Origin of the sequence: Tsukamurella sp. PLM1, from assembly GCF_023168325.1 — a bacterium.
Classification (GTDB): domain Bacteria; phylum Actinomycetota; class Actinomycetes; order Mycobacteriales; family Mycobacteriaceae; genus Tsukamurella.
The window spans coordinates 4,322,205-4,336,794 of record NZ_AP025688.1; the positions used below are offsets into that span (position 1 = coordinate 4,322,205).

Below are 14,590 nucleotides of genomic sequence, written 5' to 3' on the forward strand. Positions count from 1 at the left end.
CGGAATCCGTCACGGCACCGGGTTCGTCACCCGAGGAGGCACCGTCTGGCCGCCGTTACCGGCGCCCGTGCCACCCGTCCGCGGGCGGGTCGTGGTGCGGCCCGGGTAGTTCGGGTTCCCGTTACCCGGCTGCGTGGTGGTCGGGTCCCACGGGAACGTGGGCATCGGCACGCCGGGCAAGCCCGGGACGGTGCGCGTCGCGGACGTTCCGCTCGCATCACCCGAGGCGGTCGCGCTGCCCGACCCCGAGTAGCTGGGCCGGACGCGGGTCTCGACGGGCACACCCGCCTGGCCGCCGATGGCGCCGGGCGTCGGGAACGACTCGTAGTCGGTGCCGGAGAGCGCACCGTCCATCGTGTCCTTCCAGACGTCCGAGGGCACGCCCGAGCCGTAGATGCTGCCACCCCATGCGTTGGTGATCGGGCCGCCCTTGTCGTTGCCGACCCACACGGCCGTCGAGATCGACGGGGTGTAGCCCACCATCCAGGCGTCCTTGTTCTGGCCGGTGTCCTGGTACTGCGCAGTGCCGGTCTTCGCGGCGGAGTAGCGGCCACCTGCCAGCGCGTGCCCGTTGGAGTACGCGGCGATCGGTTGCAGCGCGGCGGTCACGTTGTTGGCGACGTCCTTGCTGAAACGGCGCTCGCCCGGGTCGGACTGCCGGTCGAGCAGGGTGCGGCCGTCCGCGGTGGTCACCTTGCTGATCAGGTGCGGCGCGCGGTAGACGCCCTCCGCGGCGAGCGTCGCGTACGCCGAGGCCATGTCGATCGGCCGGCTCTGGTACTGGCCGAGGACGACGCCGCCCTCGACGCCGCTGCCGTCCGCCTGCTGCAGCGTCTTGCTGATGTTGCCGAAGCTCTCGGCGACGCCGGCCTGATGCGCCGCATCCGCGACGTCCTGGGCCTGGTTGTTCAGGTCCATCATGAGGCGGTAGAACACGGTGTTCAGCGACATCTTCATCGCGGTCGCCAGGTTGCAGGTTCCGCAGGACTCGCCCTCGGAGTTGGTCACCGTGACGCCCTGGGCCTTGAACGGCGACGATGAGTAGGTGCGCGAGAGCGGGATGCCCTGCTCCAGCGCCGCCACCAGCGCGAACACCTTGAACGACGAACCCGTCTGCAGTCCGGCCTGGACGCGGTCGTAGCCGTTGCCGTCGCTGCCGCCGTAGTAGGCGAGTACGCCGCCGGTCTTCGGATCGACCGAGACGATCGCGGTGCGCAGGTCGTCAGGCTGGTCGTCGGCCATGTTCTTGGCGGCCTTGACCGCGGCGGACTGCGCCTGCGGGTCGATCGTGGTGGTGATCTTGAGGCCCTGTGTGCTGAGCGTCGACTCGTCGATCCCGGCGTCCTTGAGTTCGCGCAGCACCTGGGTCTTGATGAGGCCGTTGGGTCCGAGCGACAGGTCGTCGCTGTTGGCCCGGCTCTGCGCGACGGTCCGCGGGAAGACCAACTTCTGCCGCTGGGCCGGGTCGAGCGTCTTCATCTCGACCATGCCGTCGAGCACGTAGTTCCAGCGGCCGGTCGCGTCGGCGAGGTGGGTCGCGGGCTCGTACAGCGACGGTCCGCGGACGAGTCCCGCGAGCAGCGCCGCCTGCTCCACCTTGAGGTCCTTGGCGTTGACGTTGAAGTACGCCTTCGACGCCGCCTGCAGCCCGTACGCACCCCGACCGAAGTAGATGGTGTTCAGGTACGCGGCCATGATCTCGTCCTTCGACCAACTGTTGGACATCTTGGTCGAGACGATCAGTTCCTTCCACTTGCGCATGAGCGACGACTCGTCCCCGACCAGCGCGTTCTTCACGTACTGCTGGGTGATCGTGGACCCACCGCCGGCGTCCTCGCCGTCGCCGGCCACGCCGGGCACGCGCTTCCACACGGCGCGTGCGAAGCCCTTGAGCGAGAAGCCCGGGTTGGTCGCGAAGTCGCGATCCTCGGCGGCCATGATCGCGTTCTTCATCACCTCGGGGATGTCCTCGGTGGGAATGATCTCGCGGTTGCCCTCAGGTGGCACGACCCGCGCGAGCGGGGTGTTGCCGTCCTTCATCACGATGGTGGCCACCTGGTTGGTGGGGATCTCGCCGGGCTGGGGCACGTCGGTGCGCCAGTATCCGACGAGGAACGCGAGCACGGCCACCACCATGATCAACGCGATGCCGGCTATGCCGCCCGTCACCACACGGCGGAAGAGTGAACCGCTCACAAGCTCTCGCAAGCCCTTCTTCTCGGAATCGTCATCGTCGTGGGGATCGTCCGGGCCGCCGCCACCGGGACCGTCACCACCGGGACCGTCGCCACCCGGGCCGTTCCCACCGGGGCGGTCGCCGGCACCGTCGGGCGCCGGGACCGGGGGCGCCGCCTTGCGGATGACCACCGGTTCCTCGGCCGGTTCCTGCGGGCGCGAGCCACCCCGGTTCGCTTCCGCCTCGAGCTCCGCGTCGTCGACGGGCCGGCCCGAGAGCGGCTGGTAGGCGGCGCGCGGTGCCCGAGGGCGGCACGCCCGGGCCCGACGCTGCCTGGGGCGGCACGGAGGGCGCCGGGGGCCGGTTCGCGCCGGGCTGGGGCGGCACCACGGGGAACTGCGTGGTCGGAGCGGATTGCGGGGGCGGGTTCCCGCCGGGGCGCGACGGTCCGCCGCCCCTCCCGTTCCGTTCGTCGTTGCCACCCGGGTTCGTCACCGCTGGTTCTCCGCTCATCGATCGTCTTCGTGTCCGTACGTCCCGCGCCGGTTTCCGTCCTCACCCGCTGACGCGGTTCGGCCCGCTAGCCGGGTGCGGCGCGGCGCTTGCGCCGAGGTCGCGGCGGAAGCCCCGCGACGTACGACTGAACCAGATGATTCCAGTTGCACGACCTGCAGACCTCCACGACATGCACGGAGAACTCCACCCGTGTGGATTCCATCTCGCTCAGCTCCGCGTCCGACCGCGCCGACCCGGACGCATCGCCGAGGGACTCGCCGAACACCCAGGACACCAGGGTGAGCTGCTCCTTCCGGCAGATCGGGCAGAGCACCTCGGACGGGCGGCCGTGGAACTTGGCGGCCCGCAGGAGGTACGGATCGGCGTCGCACACCGACTTCACCGCAGTGCGCCCGGCGTTGACCGACGCCAGCAGCGATCGCCGCTGCAGCGCGTAGTCCACCGTTTGCCTCTGCGTCCGCACGGATCCAATGTACGTGGCCCGGCCCGCACGTGCCGCGACAAGGGCATACCGCCCTTCGCCATCCTCACGGCCTCGCCGCGGCCAGCGCCGGGCGCAGTCTGGTGTTCATCCGGGATTCACCGGTGGGGTATCTTCCTATATATCGGCGCGATACAACTGCCGATCCCATTGAAGAGATAGATCCACTCGCGTCAGTCGCCCTGCGGCCCCGGCGCCGCGGCGGAAGGGAGGTGCAGTGCTCGAACTCGCAGTACTCGGACTACTGCACGAGTCCCCGATGCACGGCTACGAGATCCGTAAGCGGCTGACGGAACTGCTGGGTCCGTTCCGCGCCTTCTCCTACGGTTCGCTGTACCCCGCCCTGCGCCGCGCGCAGGACGCCGGCTACATCGCCGAAGAAGAGGCGCCCGGCCCGACTGCAACGCCTCGGAAGCGCCGCGCGCGTCGGGTGTACGGACTGACCCCCGCCGGCCGGGAGCGGTTCTCCGCCCTGGTCGCCGACACGGGGCCGCAGAACTACACCGACGACGGGTTCGGCGTGCATCTCGCGTTCTTCACCGCCACTCCGGCACAGGCCCGGCTGCGCATCCTCGAGGGTCGCCGCCGGCAGGTCGAGGAGCGGCGGGAGGAGCTCCGTCGGGCCCTCGCGGCCGGCGGCAGCAGCGAGACGTACACGCAGCAGTTGCACGAGCTGGGACTGGAAACGACGGAGCGTGAGGTGCGGTGGCTCAACGAGTTGATCTCCGCCGAGTCCCGCTCCGACGAGATGACGACACCGACTGAAGGGAAGAACGGTGACTGACAACTCCACCAAGGTGCGCGTTGCGATCGTCGGCGTGGGCAACTGCGCCAGCTCGCTCGTGCAGGGCGTCCACTACTACAAGGACGTGGCCGACGACGCCTCCGTGCCGGGCCTCATGCACGTGAAGTTCGGCCCGTACCACGTGCGCGACGTCGAGTTCGTCGCCGCGTTCGACGTGGACGGCAAGAAGGTCGGCTTCGACCTCTCCGACGCGATCAACGCCTCCGAGAACAACACCATCAAGATCGCCGACGTGCCGCCGACCGGCGTCACCGTGCAGCGCGGCCACACCCTCGACGGCCTGGGCAAGTACTACCGCCTGACCATCGAGGAGGCCCCGGGCGAGGGTGTCGACGTGGTGCAGGCGCTCAAGGACAACGACGTCGACGTCCTCGTGTCCTACCTGCCCGTGGGCTCCGAGGAGGCCGACAAGTTCTACGCGCAGTGCGCCATCGACGCGGGCGTCGCCTTCGTCAACGCGCTGCCCGTGTTCATCGCCTCCGATCCGGAGTGGGCCGCGAAGTTCCGCGACGCGGGCGTCCCGATCGTGGGCGACGACATCAAGAGCCAGGTCGGCGCCACCATCACGCACCGTGTGATGGCGAAGCTGTTCGAGGACCGCGGCGTCACGCTGGACCGCACGTACCAGCTCAACGTCGGCGGCAACATGGACTTCAAGAACATGCTCGAGCGCGACCGCCTCGAGTCGAAGAAGGTCTCCAAGACGCAGGCCGTCACGAGCAACCTCAACGGCCCGCTGTCGGGCAAGGTGCACGACAAGAACGTGCACATCGGCCCGTCGGACTACGTCGAGTGGCTCGACGACCGCAAGTGGGCGTACGTGCGTCTCGAGGGCCGCGCCTTCGGCGACGTGCCGCTGAACCTGGAGTACAAGCTCGAGGTCTGGGACTCGCCCAACTCGGCCGGCATCATCATCGACGCCGTGCGCGCCGCGAAGATCGCCAAGGACCGCGGCATCGGCGGCCCCGTGATCCCCGCCTCGGCGTACCTGATGAAGTCCCCGCCCGAGCAGATCGCCGACGACGTCGCGCGTGCGCAGCTCGAGGAGTTCATCATCGGCGCGGACTAATCCTCCGCTCCCAGCCTGACGGTGCCCGTCCCCAGTCACAGGGGACGGGCACCGTCCGTTTCGGAGCAAAGCTCAGAGCCTTCCTCGGTACGAGTCCAGTCCTTCACCATGACGCTTCTTGCTTCGTCCAGTCGGTGCACCCGGCGCGGACCTGACCCACTTCCCGTTTCGATCCAGGGTCGGCATGGTCTCACTCATCGCCCGGCTGTACCGAGTCTGTCCGTCGACCTTCAGGATCCCGTCCTGGACATCGATGTGCGCGATGGTCGCCCAGTAGGAGTTCCGGTTGTTACCGACATGGACGACGATCTCATCGGCATCAGGACCCGGCAGCCCGTCCCGCCCGGCGCGCCCGTACCGGATCACCGCGCGCGGCCTGCCGAACTTATTGATCGCCCCCGTGCCGTTGTCAACCGACTGGTACACATTGACCAGGAGGTCTCCGTTCTCCTGTGGACGCACTGTGACCTGTTCGACAGCCGGCCGCTTGCCACGACCGGGCCCCTTGCTGTCGCCGTGATGGAGGATGAACGGCCACCTGTCGAGGCCGCCCGCGCGCCCTTCTCTCCGCTCAACACGACGAATTCGTCCGTCTGCTCGTTACGGCAGAAGAAGTAGACATCGAGATCACCGTCCCCGAACTTCTTGACGGAGCCGTCCGACGCGTACACAGCGCCGCGCCCGTCCCACTCGAGGCCCACGGTCAAGACCCATGACGGATCGCCCTGCGCCTTGCGGAGGTCGATCGTCGCGGTCTTCGAGGCTGAGTCCTTGGTGATCGAAATTCGCACTTTCTGCATGCTTATCGGCGACGCTGCCACAGGGGATGCCTTCGGTGGATCTCCCGCCGGTGTGGTCCGCGGAGGAGGCGCAGTGGGCGGCGGTGCCATCTGCGCTCGCGGTGTCGCGGGTGCGGGACCGTCGTCCACGGTGATCCCGCACTCGGTGGCAAACGCTGCGAGACCGGCGTCATAGCCCTGACCGATCACATCGAGCTTCCACTCTCCGCCGCGCCGGTAGAACGCCACGAGTTGCACCAGCGTCTCCGACGCAAGACCAGCCGGCTCGAAGCAGATATCACCACGCTGGCCCGAGACGAACACGGATAGCTTGCTAACGTGCCCAAAGTCCGTGCTCTGCGCCTCGGTGCTGGCCGCGACCACCACCCGATCCGCGTCGCTCGGTACTGATGACAGGTCGATCCCGAACGTTCCGTCGGGGAGCAACTCCACTCCGGAGACGCGCGGGTTGTTGAAGAAGACCAGATCGTCGTCGGACCTGACCGTCCCAGACGAGGTCAACAGCACCGCGATCAGATCGATCGCGTCCGGCTGAGCTGCGGAAATCGAAACACGGAACCTCGTCCCGACGAGCGAGTGCCTGGACCCCTTACTCACCGTGTTCATGCGTCCCCCACTGGTCGTGCCCGCGAACACGCGGACTACTGCTGCTGGCCCAGCTGCTGCTGGATCTGGGCGTTGATCTGGTGCAAACCGTTCTGCGACAGCCCCGGCAGCTGGCCGGTGATGCTGCGCACCACGTGCTGGTCGCTGAGCACCTTCTCGCTCGACTGGACCAGGACCGTGCCCGACCCGGTGAAGTCGAACTGGCGCTCCTCGCCGGACTGCACGCCGAGCGCGTACCCGGCGGCGGAGACGAAGCCCGTCACCCAGTTCTGGTCGTAGTGATGGCTCGGCGACGGGCAGTCGGCCCAGCCCACGAGCGCCTCGGGATCGACCCGCACCGGCGGCTCGACGAACATCACCTGCCCGTTCGACGAGGCCAGGAAGACGCCCGTCCCGATCAGGGTCACGAAACCGGGCACGATCGACTGCTTGAGCGCGAGCCCCGGTTCGAACGCGAGCAGGTTGGCGGCGCGGATCGTGAGGTTGCCGTTGTCCTCGAGGGTGAACGAGTTGATGTCGTTGCCGCGGTCGCCGATGATCAGCTTCCCCTGCCCCTCGGCCACCACGTAGTCGCCCAGGTAGAGCGGCGCGGAGAACTGCTGCGCCACCATCTGCAGCAGCTGCCCCTGCAGGCCCTGCCGCAGCGAGGTGAAGCGCATCTGGCCGTAGTAGGCGATCATCGCGCCCTTGGACAGGAACCACGGCCGGTTCAGGTCGATCGAGAACGCGTACTGGTTGTCGGGGACGTTGTCGTCGGACGGCAGGGTGTGCGGGTTCCACACCGTGTTCAGTTGGCTCATAGTCGCTGCTCCGATGCCTGGACGTACACCGCGCCGTGGCCGGTGCAATCGAGTTGGAAGGCCTCGCCGCCGGTGCGGCCCATGTTGCGCAGGCTCACCGTCGACCGGAGGCTGGTCTGGACCTGCCCCACCGAGGCCGCGAACGCCTGCGGGTCGACGGTGACCGGGCGGTTCGGGTTCACCTCCAGGCGGATGAACCCGCCGTGACCCAGGATCACGGCCGCGCCGGCGCCCGTGAGCTGCGTGGTGAACATCCCCTGGCCCGTCGCGACGCCGCTCGCCGCGGACCGCAGCGCGCCCATCAACCCGCGACCGCCCCCGCCCGGCGCCCCGCCCTGTGCGCCCGTCGAGACGATCGAGGCCTGCAGGCCCTGCGTGTACGCGAGCAGCCGCGACGCCTCCACGCGCAGCTCCCCGCCGCCGCTGAGATCGATGACCTCTACCTCCAGACCGCGGAAGCCGTAGTGCACGGTGCCGTTGCCCTGCGCCACCATCGTGGCCTCGTGCTCGCCTTGCATCATCCGGCCCGCCATGCCGGCGAGGCCGCCCATCATGCCGCCGCCCATGCCGGGGATCTGGTGCGGCTGGAACAACACCTGACCGGTGTAGAACAGCATCGCGCCGCGACGCGCGATGATCGGGCCGGACCTGCTCAGGTCGACCGAGACAGCCTTGCCGTTGACCTTGGTGAACATCTGCGCCCCCTATCGCTCGGCCGGTTGGATCGACACGACGCCGTTGCCGTCCCAGCGCAGGGAGAAGGCCTCGCCCGCGTCCTGCCCGATCACCGAGCGCCAGGACACGTCGGTGACGAACGACTGGGACAACTGGCCCCGCGCACTGACGAACGCGTCCGGGTCGACCACCAGCGGGTTCTGCGGCGAAACCTCGAGGTGGATCAGCGGCCCGCCGTTGCTGAGCAGCGCGACCTGGCCGTGACCGCTCACCGTCGTGGTGAACAGGCCCTGGCCCGACATCCCGCCCCGCACCCCCGCGAACGTGATGTTCGTGGACAGGGTGGGCGTCAGTGCCAGGAGCTGCTGGGACTCGACCTGCATCGTCTCGCCGTTCAGGTCGACGACGGTGACCGTGGCCGCGTCCTGCGCGAGGTACACCACGCCGGTGCCGGTGCACTCCATCAGCGACAGGCTCTCGCCGGTGGCGCGGCGCTTCATCCCGGCCACGAGACCGTCGCCGCCGCCGAACCCGGCCGACTTGAACGACACCTGACCCTCGAACGCGATCATCGAGCCGCTCAGGGCCCGGATCGAGCTGTTGTTCAGGTGCGCCTCGACGACCCGCTTCGTCTTCGAAACGAGTTGCATGGACTGGTACCGCCTTTCGCCTGGTTCCGAGCGCGGCGCCCCCGGCGGCCGTCGATCACGAGCGTAGCGACTTCCTGCGCTGCGCGTACCGTCGACAGTATGGAAATCGTGCTCGTCATCGTCGCCATCGCCGCCGTCGCGCTGATCGTGATGAGCGTCGTGCGGGGCCATCGCACCCGGACCACCGCGCTCGGCGATGCGCAGGCCGACGCCCGCGCCGCCATCGACCGGCTCGCGGGTCAGGTCAACAACCTCGTCGGGTCCAACGACGCCGCACGCCAGGCGCTCGCCGACGCGGGCGAGCGGTACACGGCCGCCGCCGCCCAGGTGGGCGGGGCGAACACGCCCACGCAGGCGCGGTTCGCCAAGCAGACCGCGCTCGAGGGCCTGTACTACGCGCGGGCCGCGCGGGTGGCGATGGACATGGATCCCGGGCCGCCCATCGACGAGCTCGACGGTCAGCGGTCGGCGGGGTCGGTCACCGAAGCCCGGTCCGTCGACGTGGACGGCCGCGCGCTCGAGACATCACCCGCACCGTCGGACCGCACGCCGAACTACTTCCCCGGCGGCGTCGTGGCGGGCAGGCCCGTGCCGGCCGGCTGGTACAGCGAACCCTGGTGGAAACCCGCGCTCGTGGCCGGCGCGTGGGGCGTCGGCAGCTACCTGATCTTCAGCTCCCTGTTCGCCGGGATGGCCGGGGTCGGCCCGGCGGTCCTCGCCGATCCGGGGGTCGACGGTGCCGCCGACCTCGGCGGCGACGGCGGCTTCGACGGAGGTGGGTTCGACAGCGGCGGATTCGGCGACTTCGGGGGCGGCGACTTCGGCGGCTTCTAAGGCCTACTTGCGGCCGGGAGTGAAGTTCAGCCCCCAGTTGTAGGCCTCCGCGACCGCGCGCTGCGAGCCGTGGATGTATTGCACCTCGCGCGTCACCGTGAGTTCGCCGTTCACCACGTGCAGCTGCGCGATGGCGCACGAGATCGCCCGGCGGTCCGGGTTGTCCAGGTGCACCTCGACCTCGGGCCGCCCCGGCGGGTAGAGCGTGACCACGCCGTTCGCCGAGGCCCAGTTGGGCGAGCCCTCGTAGATGTACGCGAAGATCAGGATCCGCACGAAGTCGTCGAGGTGCGCCAGGTTGATGTGCAGGTTCTCGCCGCCCTGCGACCGTCCCGAGCGGTCGTCGGCGTCGAGCTGGATGAACGGCGGCCGGTCGATGCTGCCGAATGCGTTGCCCAGCGCCTGCACGCCGCCGCGGTCGCCGTTGCGCAGTTCGTAGAAGCACGCGAGGTCCAGGTCCACCGCGTTGCCGCCGCCGAACAGGCCCTTACGGCCCTGGGTCCAGTTCAGGTTGACCCGCATCGTGCCGCTGGGCCGCTCCGACGACTTCGCGAGCGACACCGTGGGCGTGTTCTTGGTGAGCGTGATCTTGGTCAGGTTCACCGGCGGCCCGGCGGGGGCCGGGGGTTGCTGCTGGTAGGTGGGTTGCGCCGGCGGGTACGACGGTGCCGCCGGCGGCGGCTGGTACGCGGGCGGCGCCGGGGGCTGCTGGTAGGCCGGGGGCTGCTGATACCCGGGCTGGGCGGGCGGCGGCTGGTACGCGGGTGGGGTCGGGGCCGGGGGCTGGAACGACGGCGCGGCCGGGGGCGGGACGGCCGCGGCGGGCGGCGGACCGTCGACGGTGATCCCGTGCTCGGTGAGCAGCGCGACCAGGCCCGTGTCCCACCCCGCGCTCACGTTGCGGACCTTCCACCCGCCGTCGCGGCGGTAGATCTCGGCGAGGACGGCGGCGCGTTCGGTGGTGAGCCCGACGGCCGGGCAGTCGGCGTCGCCGATCCGGGCGCTGAGCCCGGGGATCGACGCGAGCGAGCCGGGCACGTTGTCGTCGAGCGCGACGGCGAGCCGCACCGTGGTCACCTGGGGCGGCAGGGCGGCGGGATCGATCGAGATCGCGCCCGGCCCCGTGAGTCGCACCGCGCCTTCGGGCGAGGTCGGGCTGTTGAAGAAGACGAGATCGTCGTCGGAACGGACGCGGCCGGCGTCGGTCACCTGGATGGCGAACAGGTCGACCGAGCCCGGCGCGACGCCGGCGATAGACACCGCGAGGGGAGATCCTGGCAGAGGCGTGTTCTGGCCGCGCGCAAGTGAAGTCACACCGTGAGTGTGCCAGCAATCCCGGCATCCCGGGCGGATTGGTCGTCGATGACACGCGAGTCGCCTAATCAGATGAACGGTGGATGAAGCCCTCGCCGCGACGGCCGTTTCCCGTATCGTGAATTCCGGGTCATCAGACAGTTCGGGCGGCGCGAGCGCGGCCCGTCGGAATCTCGGGAGGAATTCACATGAGTGTCAGCCTTGCCAAGGGCGGCAACGTCTCGCTGTCCAAGGAGGCCCCGGGCCTCACCGCCGTGGCCGTCGGTCTCGGTTGGGACGCGCGGAGCACCACCGGCGCGGACTTCGACCTCGACGCCAGCGCCCGGCGGTGGACACCGCGAAGCGGGTGCTCTCCGATCAGCACTTCGTCTTCTACAACAACCTGCGCTCGCCGGACGGCTCGATCGAGCACACCGGCGACAACCTCACGGGCGAGGGCGACGGCGACGACGAGGTCATCAACGTCAACCTGGCGGGCGTGCCCCCGAACATCGACGGCATCGTGTTCCCGGTGTCGATCCACGACGCCGACGCGCGCGGCCAGTCGTTCGGCCAGGTGCGCAACGCCTACATCCGCGTGGTGAACCAGGCCAACGGCCAGGAGATCGCGCGCTACGACCTGTCCGAGGACGCCTCGACCGAGACCGCGATGATCTTCGGCGAGCTCTACCGGCACGGGGCCGAGTGGAAGTTCCGCGCCATCGGCCAGGGCTACGCCTCGGGCCTCGCCGGCATCGCGCGCGACTACGGCGTGAACGTCTGACGATCGCCGTCGCAACCGCCGGAGCCGTTCCGGTTCCATCGGTATATTCGAATCCACAGGCGGGGGCGAGAGAAGACGTCGCCGCGTACAGGGAGGAACTTCACATGGGTGTCAGCCTGACCAAGGGCGGCAACGTTTCGCTCACCAAGGAGGCCCCCGGCCTCACCGCCGTCGCCGTCGGTCTCGGCTGGGACCTGCGGACCACCACCGGCACCGATTTCGATCTCGATGCCAGCGCCATCGGCATCGACGCGAACAAGAAGGTCGCGTCCGACGGTCATTTCGTCTTCTTCAACAACCTGCGCTCGCCGGACGGCTCGATCGAGCACACCGGCGACAACCTCACGGGCGAGGGCGAGGGCGACGACGAGATCATCAAGGTGAACCTCGCCGCCGTCCCGCCGAACGTCGAGGGCGTCGTCTTCCCCGTCTCGATCTACGACGCCGACAACCGCGGCCAGTCGTTCGGCCAGGTGCGCAACGCGTTCATCCGCGTGGTGAACCAGGCCAACGGCCAGGAGATCGCCCGCTACGACCTGTCCGAGGACGCCTCGACCGAGACCGCGATGGTGTTCGGCGAGCTGTACCGCAACGGGGCCGAGTGGAAGTTCCGCGCCGTCGGCCAGGGCTACGCCTCGGGCCTCGCCGGGATCGCGCGCGACTTCGGCGTCAACGTCTAGCGACCAGCCTCCACAGCGCACGGACCCGGCGAGCGGACACGCTCGCCGGGTTCCCGCTCCCGGGCCGGCCCGGGCATCCCTCTTTCGAAAGGCCGACGTGTTCCGCATTTTCGGACTGTCCTTCTTCATCACGATCGCCGCGCTCGTGGCGGCGTTCTTCTACGGCGGGCCCGAGGCCCTGCTCCTCACCCTGATCCTCGGCATCCTCGAGGTCAGCCTCTCGTTCGACAACGCGGTCATCAACGCCACCGTGTTGCAGCGCATGAGCAAGTTCTGGGTGCGCATGTTCCTCACCGTGGGAATCCTGATCGCCGTCTTCGGCATGCGCCTGGTGTTCCCGCTCGCGATCGTGTGGATCACGGCGGGCCTGAACCCGGTGCAGGCGATGGACCTCGCGCTCAACCCGCCGGCCGACGGTGCCAAGTACTTCCCGGACGGCAGCGCGAGTTACGAGACCCTGATCACCGCGGCGCACCCGCAGATCGCCGCCTTCGGCGGCATGTTCCTGCTGATGCTCTTCCTCGACTTCATCTTCGACCCGGAGCGCGAGATCACCTGGCTCAGCTGGATCGAGAAGCCTCTGCAGCGCATCGGCCAGCTCGACCGCTTCTCGATCATCGTGGCCCTGGTCGCGCTGCTCGCCACCGGAGTCTGGGCCGCGCACACCGTCGACGAGTCGAAGACGGTGTTCATCGCGGGGCTGCTCGGCCTGGTCACGTACATCGTGGTCAACGGCCTCGGCGAGTTCTTCCACGTCGAGGAGATGGAGGAGGAGGCCGAGGCCGCGCGCTCCGGCCCGTCGGAGCTGGCGAAGGCCACCGGCAAGGCCGGCTTCTTCCTGTTCCTGTACCTCGAGGTGCTCGATGCGTCGTTCTCGTTCGACGGCGTGATCGGCGCGTTCGCCATCACCGCGGACCCGATCATCATCGCCCTGGGCCTCGGCTTCATCGGCGCGATGTTCGTCCGCTCGCTCACGGTGTACCTGGTGGAGAAGGGCACGCTCGCCGAGTACGTGTACCTCGAGCACGGCGCGCACTGGGCCATCGGCGCCCTGGCCGGCATCCTGCTGTTCTCGATCCACACCCCGGTCCCCGAGGTGGTCACCGGGCTCGTCGGCGTGGTGCTCATCCTGGCGGCGCTCGCTTCGAGCATCTTCCGCAACCGCCGCGAGGGTGACGGGGACGCGATCGTCGCGATCCCGCAGCGGGTCGACGCCTGATCCGAAGAACCATGGCCGCGAACATGTTCCGTCGGATGTTCGGTGGGGATCCCGACCGCTCCCCACCGAACGCCCCCGCCGGGGACACGGGCCTCACGGCCGCGTACCTGGACGCGGACCGTCGGTTCAGCTCCCTGGACGAGGACGTACGCACACTCTCGGCCCAGGACCCCACCGCGCCCGCGGTACGCCAGTGGCCCACGATCCGAGACCGGTTCGGGGGTGCCACCGAGCGCTACCTGTGGGTCAGCGGGAGCCAGTCGGGGACCCGCCCGCCCACCCCTCAGGATCAGGCCGCCACGGCCCGTGAGCTGACGGATCTGGTGGCGGTCCTCGACCGCTTCCACTCCGATCACGAGCGCACGCTCGCCGCGGCCCGGGGTGCACGGGCGAGTTCCGCCGCCCAGGAGCAGGCGGCGCGGGTCGCCGCCGAGCGCGCCACGGACCGTCTGGCCTCCCCGGCCAGCGCCCCGTACCTGATGCTGCGCCCCGTCATCGCTGCGACCGACGAGCTCGCCGAGGCCGTCCGGCTGCTCGACGGCGCGCAGGACGTGCCGTCCCGCGACACGGCATCCGTCAGGGTCCGGGAGGCGGCCGCGGCCCTCGGCGCCGCGCTCGACGGTGCCCCGACCATCGGCCAGGACGCCCAGCGGGCGATCGCTGCCGCCGGCACCCGGCTGCAGGCCGTGCGCAACCGCGCGGAGGACCTGCGCGACACCCGCTCGGCGCTGCTGCGCGAGTTCAGCAGTGCGTGCTCGGCCGACCTGGTGGACAACGACCAGATCGCCGACCGCGAGGCCGCCGCCGCCGAGCACGCACTTGCGGCCGCCGACGCGCGCCTGCGGGAGGTGCCGGACCTCGCCCTCGAGCAGGTGAGCGCGGCCCGCGATCACCTCGAGACGGCCGACAACGCCGTCGACGCCGTCACCGCGCGGCTGCGGCTGCTCCGCGACACCCGCGCGAACCCGCAGGCCGCGGCCGACCGCACGCGCTTCGCCCTGCGCGACGCGCAGCTCCTCACAGTGCAGAAGAAGCAGGTCCACCAGTGGGGGTCCGTCCTCGACGCGCAGCACGACCGCATCGTGCGCGCGTTGGACGAGCTCGATCGCGTACATCCCGACTACTGGAAGTACCTGCAGACCCTCGCCGACATCGACCGCATGATCGACGACGCGGTGGACCGGATGCGGGGCCGCCGGTGA

At 69.5% G+C, this 14,590-nt stretch carries 13 protein-coding genes and 1 pseudogene; 7 read left to right on the forward strand and 7 right to left on the reverse strand.

Annotated features, from left to right (window positions below):
- Nucleotides 1-9: 9 nt before the first annotated feature.
- Entirely contained in the window at nucleotides 10-2,367 is a 2,358-nt protein-coding gene (locus MTP03_RS22180) for a transglycosylase domain-containing protein (RefSeq protein WP_248489994.1), read from the reverse strand.
- Nucleotides 2,368-2,756: 389 nt separating this feature from the next.
- Complete coding sequence (locus MTP03_RS22185; protein ID WP_248489995.1) at nucleotides 2,757-3,155, reverse strand: DUF5318 family protein; 399 nt, start codon at nucleotides 3,153-3,155, stop codon at nucleotides 2,757-2,759.
- A gap of 235 nt (nucleotides 3,156-3,390) precedes the next feature.
- Between MTP03_RS22185 and MTP03_RS22190 the strand changes: the two genes are divergently transcribed.
- Together MTP03_RS22190 and MTP03_RS22195 are read left to right on the forward strand one after the other, a co-directional pair.
- Nucleotides 3,391-3,957 (forward strand): PadR family transcriptional regulator, encoded by a 567-nt coding sequence (locus tag MTP03_RS22190; protein WP_248489996.1) that lies wholly within the window; start codon nucleotides 3,391-3,393, stop codon nucleotides 3,955-3,957.
- The gene (locus tag MTP03_RS22195) at nucleotides 3,950-5,047 is read left to right on the forward strand and encodes an inositol-3-phosphate synthase (RefSeq protein ID WP_248489997.1); all 1,098 of its coding nucleotides are present in this window, start codon (nucleotides 3,950-3,952) and stop codon (nucleotides 5,045-5,047) included. The genes MTP03_RS22190 and MTP03_RS22195 overlap by 8 nt, the downstream gene beginning before the upstream one ends.
- Nucleotides 5,048-5,409: 362 nt before the next feature.
- On the opposite strand, the gene MTP03_RS22200 is transcribed toward MTP03_RS22195, so the two are convergent.
- The 4 genes from MTP03_RS22200 to MTP03_RS22215 are packed head-to-tail and all read right to left on the reverse strand — an operon-like array spanning nucleotide 5,410 to nucleotide 8,578.
- Nucleotides 5,410-6,453: a TerD family protein gene (locus MTP03_RS22200; RefSeq protein ID WP_248489998.1), complete on the reverse strand. Its 1,044-nt coding sequence runs from the start codon at nucleotides 6,451-6,453 to the stop codon at nucleotides 5,410-5,412.
- A 35-nt stretch (nucleotides 6,454-6,488) separates the two neighbouring features.
- Nucleotides 6,489-7,253 carry an AIM24 family protein gene (locus MTP03_RS22205; RefSeq protein WP_248489999.1) on the reverse strand — a complete coding sequence of 255 codons (765 nt, stop codon included), beginning with the start codon at nucleotides 7,251-7,253 and terminating at the stop codon, nucleotides 6,489-6,491.
- Nucleotides 7,250-7,948, reverse strand: coding sequence for an AIM24 family protein (locus tag MTP03_RS22210; protein ID WP_248490000.1), 699 nt, complete (start codon nucleotides 7,946-7,948; stop codon nucleotides 7,250-7,252). The genes MTP03_RS22205 and MTP03_RS22210 overlap by 4 nt, the downstream gene beginning before the upstream one ends.
- A gap of 9 nt (nucleotides 7,949-7,957) precedes the next feature.
- Nucleotides 7,958-8,578 carry an AIM24 family protein gene (locus MTP03_RS22215; RefSeq protein ID WP_248490001.1) on the reverse strand — a complete coding sequence of 207 codons (621 nt, stop codon included), beginning with the start codon at nucleotides 8,576-8,578 and terminating at the stop codon, nucleotides 7,958-7,960.
- Nucleotides 8,579-8,677: 99 nt separating this feature from the next.
- Between MTP03_RS22215 and MTP03_RS22220 the strand changes: the two genes are divergently transcribed.
- The gene (locus tag MTP03_RS22220; protein WP_248490002.1) at nucleotides 8,678-9,412 is read left to right on the forward strand and encodes a DUF1542 domain-containing protein; all 735 of its coding nucleotides are present in this window, start codon (nucleotides 8,678-8,680) and stop codon (nucleotides 9,410-9,412) included.
- Between the two features lie 3 nt (nucleotides 9,413-9,415).
- Here the strand turns inward: MTP03_RS22220 and MTP03_RS22225 are convergent, their stop codons facing one another.
- Nucleotides 9,416-10,672: a TerD family protein gene (locus MTP03_RS22225; protein ID WP_248490003.1), complete on the reverse strand. Its 1,257-nt coding sequence runs from the start codon at nucleotides 10,670-10,672 to the stop codon at nucleotides 9,416-9,418.
- A gap of 242 nt (nucleotides 10,673-10,914) precedes the next feature.
- Here MTP03_RS22225 and MTP03_RS22230 point away from each other — a divergent pair.
- From MTP03_RS22230 to MTP03_RS22245, 4 genes and pseudogenes are all read left to right on the forward strand, one after another.
- Nucleotides 10,915-11,489: pseudogene (locus MTP03_RS22230) on the forward strand (TerD family protein).
- 104 nt (nucleotides 11,490-11,593) lie between these two features.
- Entirely contained in the window at nucleotides 11,594-12,169 is a 576-nt protein-coding gene (locus tag MTP03_RS22235) for a TerD family protein (RefSeq protein WP_248490004.1), read from the forward strand.
- 97 nt (nucleotides 12,170-12,266) lie between these two features.
- Complete coding sequence (locus tag MTP03_RS22240) at nucleotides 12,267-13,388, forward strand: DUF475 domain-containing protein (protein WP_248490005.1); 1,122 nt, start codon at nucleotides 12,267-12,269, stop codon at nucleotides 13,386-13,388.
- Between the two features lie 11 nt (nucleotides 13,389-13,399).
- Nucleotides 13,400-14,590, forward strand: a complete 1,191-nt coding sequence (locus tag MTP03_RS22245) for a hypothetical protein (RefSeq protein ID WP_248490006.1) — start codon at nucleotides 13,400-13,402, stop codon at nucleotides 14,588-14,590.

Excerpts from the sequence above, each read along its gene's own strand:
- MTP03_RS22220 (WP_248490002.1), top strand. The coding sequence starts at position 8,678 with ATGGAAATCGTGCTCGTCATCGTCGCCATCGCCGCCGTCGCGCTGATC.
- MTP03_RS22215 (WP_248490001.1), bottom strand. The coding sequence starts at position 8,578 with ATGCAACTCGTTTCGAAGACGAAGCGGGTCGTCGAGGCGCACCTGAAC.
- MTP03_RS22210 (WP_248490000.1), bottom strand. The coding sequence starts at position 7,948 with ATGTTCACCAAGGTCAACGGCAAGGCTGTCTCGGTCGACCTGAGCAGG.
- MTP03_RS22245 (WP_248490006.1), top strand. The coding sequence starts at position 13,400 with ATGGCCGCGAACATGTTCCGTCGGATGTTCGGTGGGGATCCCGACCGC.
- MTP03_RS22235 (WP_248490004.1), top strand. The coding sequence starts at position 11,594 with ATGGGTGTCAGCCTGACCAAGGGCGGCAACGTTTCGCTCACCAAGGAG.
- MTP03_RS22200 (WP_248489998.1), bottom strand. The coding sequence starts at position 6,453 with ATGAACACGGTGAGTAAGGGGTCCAGGCACTCGCTCGTCGGGACGAGG.
- MTP03_RS22205 (WP_248489999.1), bottom strand. The coding sequence starts at position 7,253 with ATGAGCCAACTGAACACGGTGTGGAACCCGCACACCCTGCCGTCCGAC.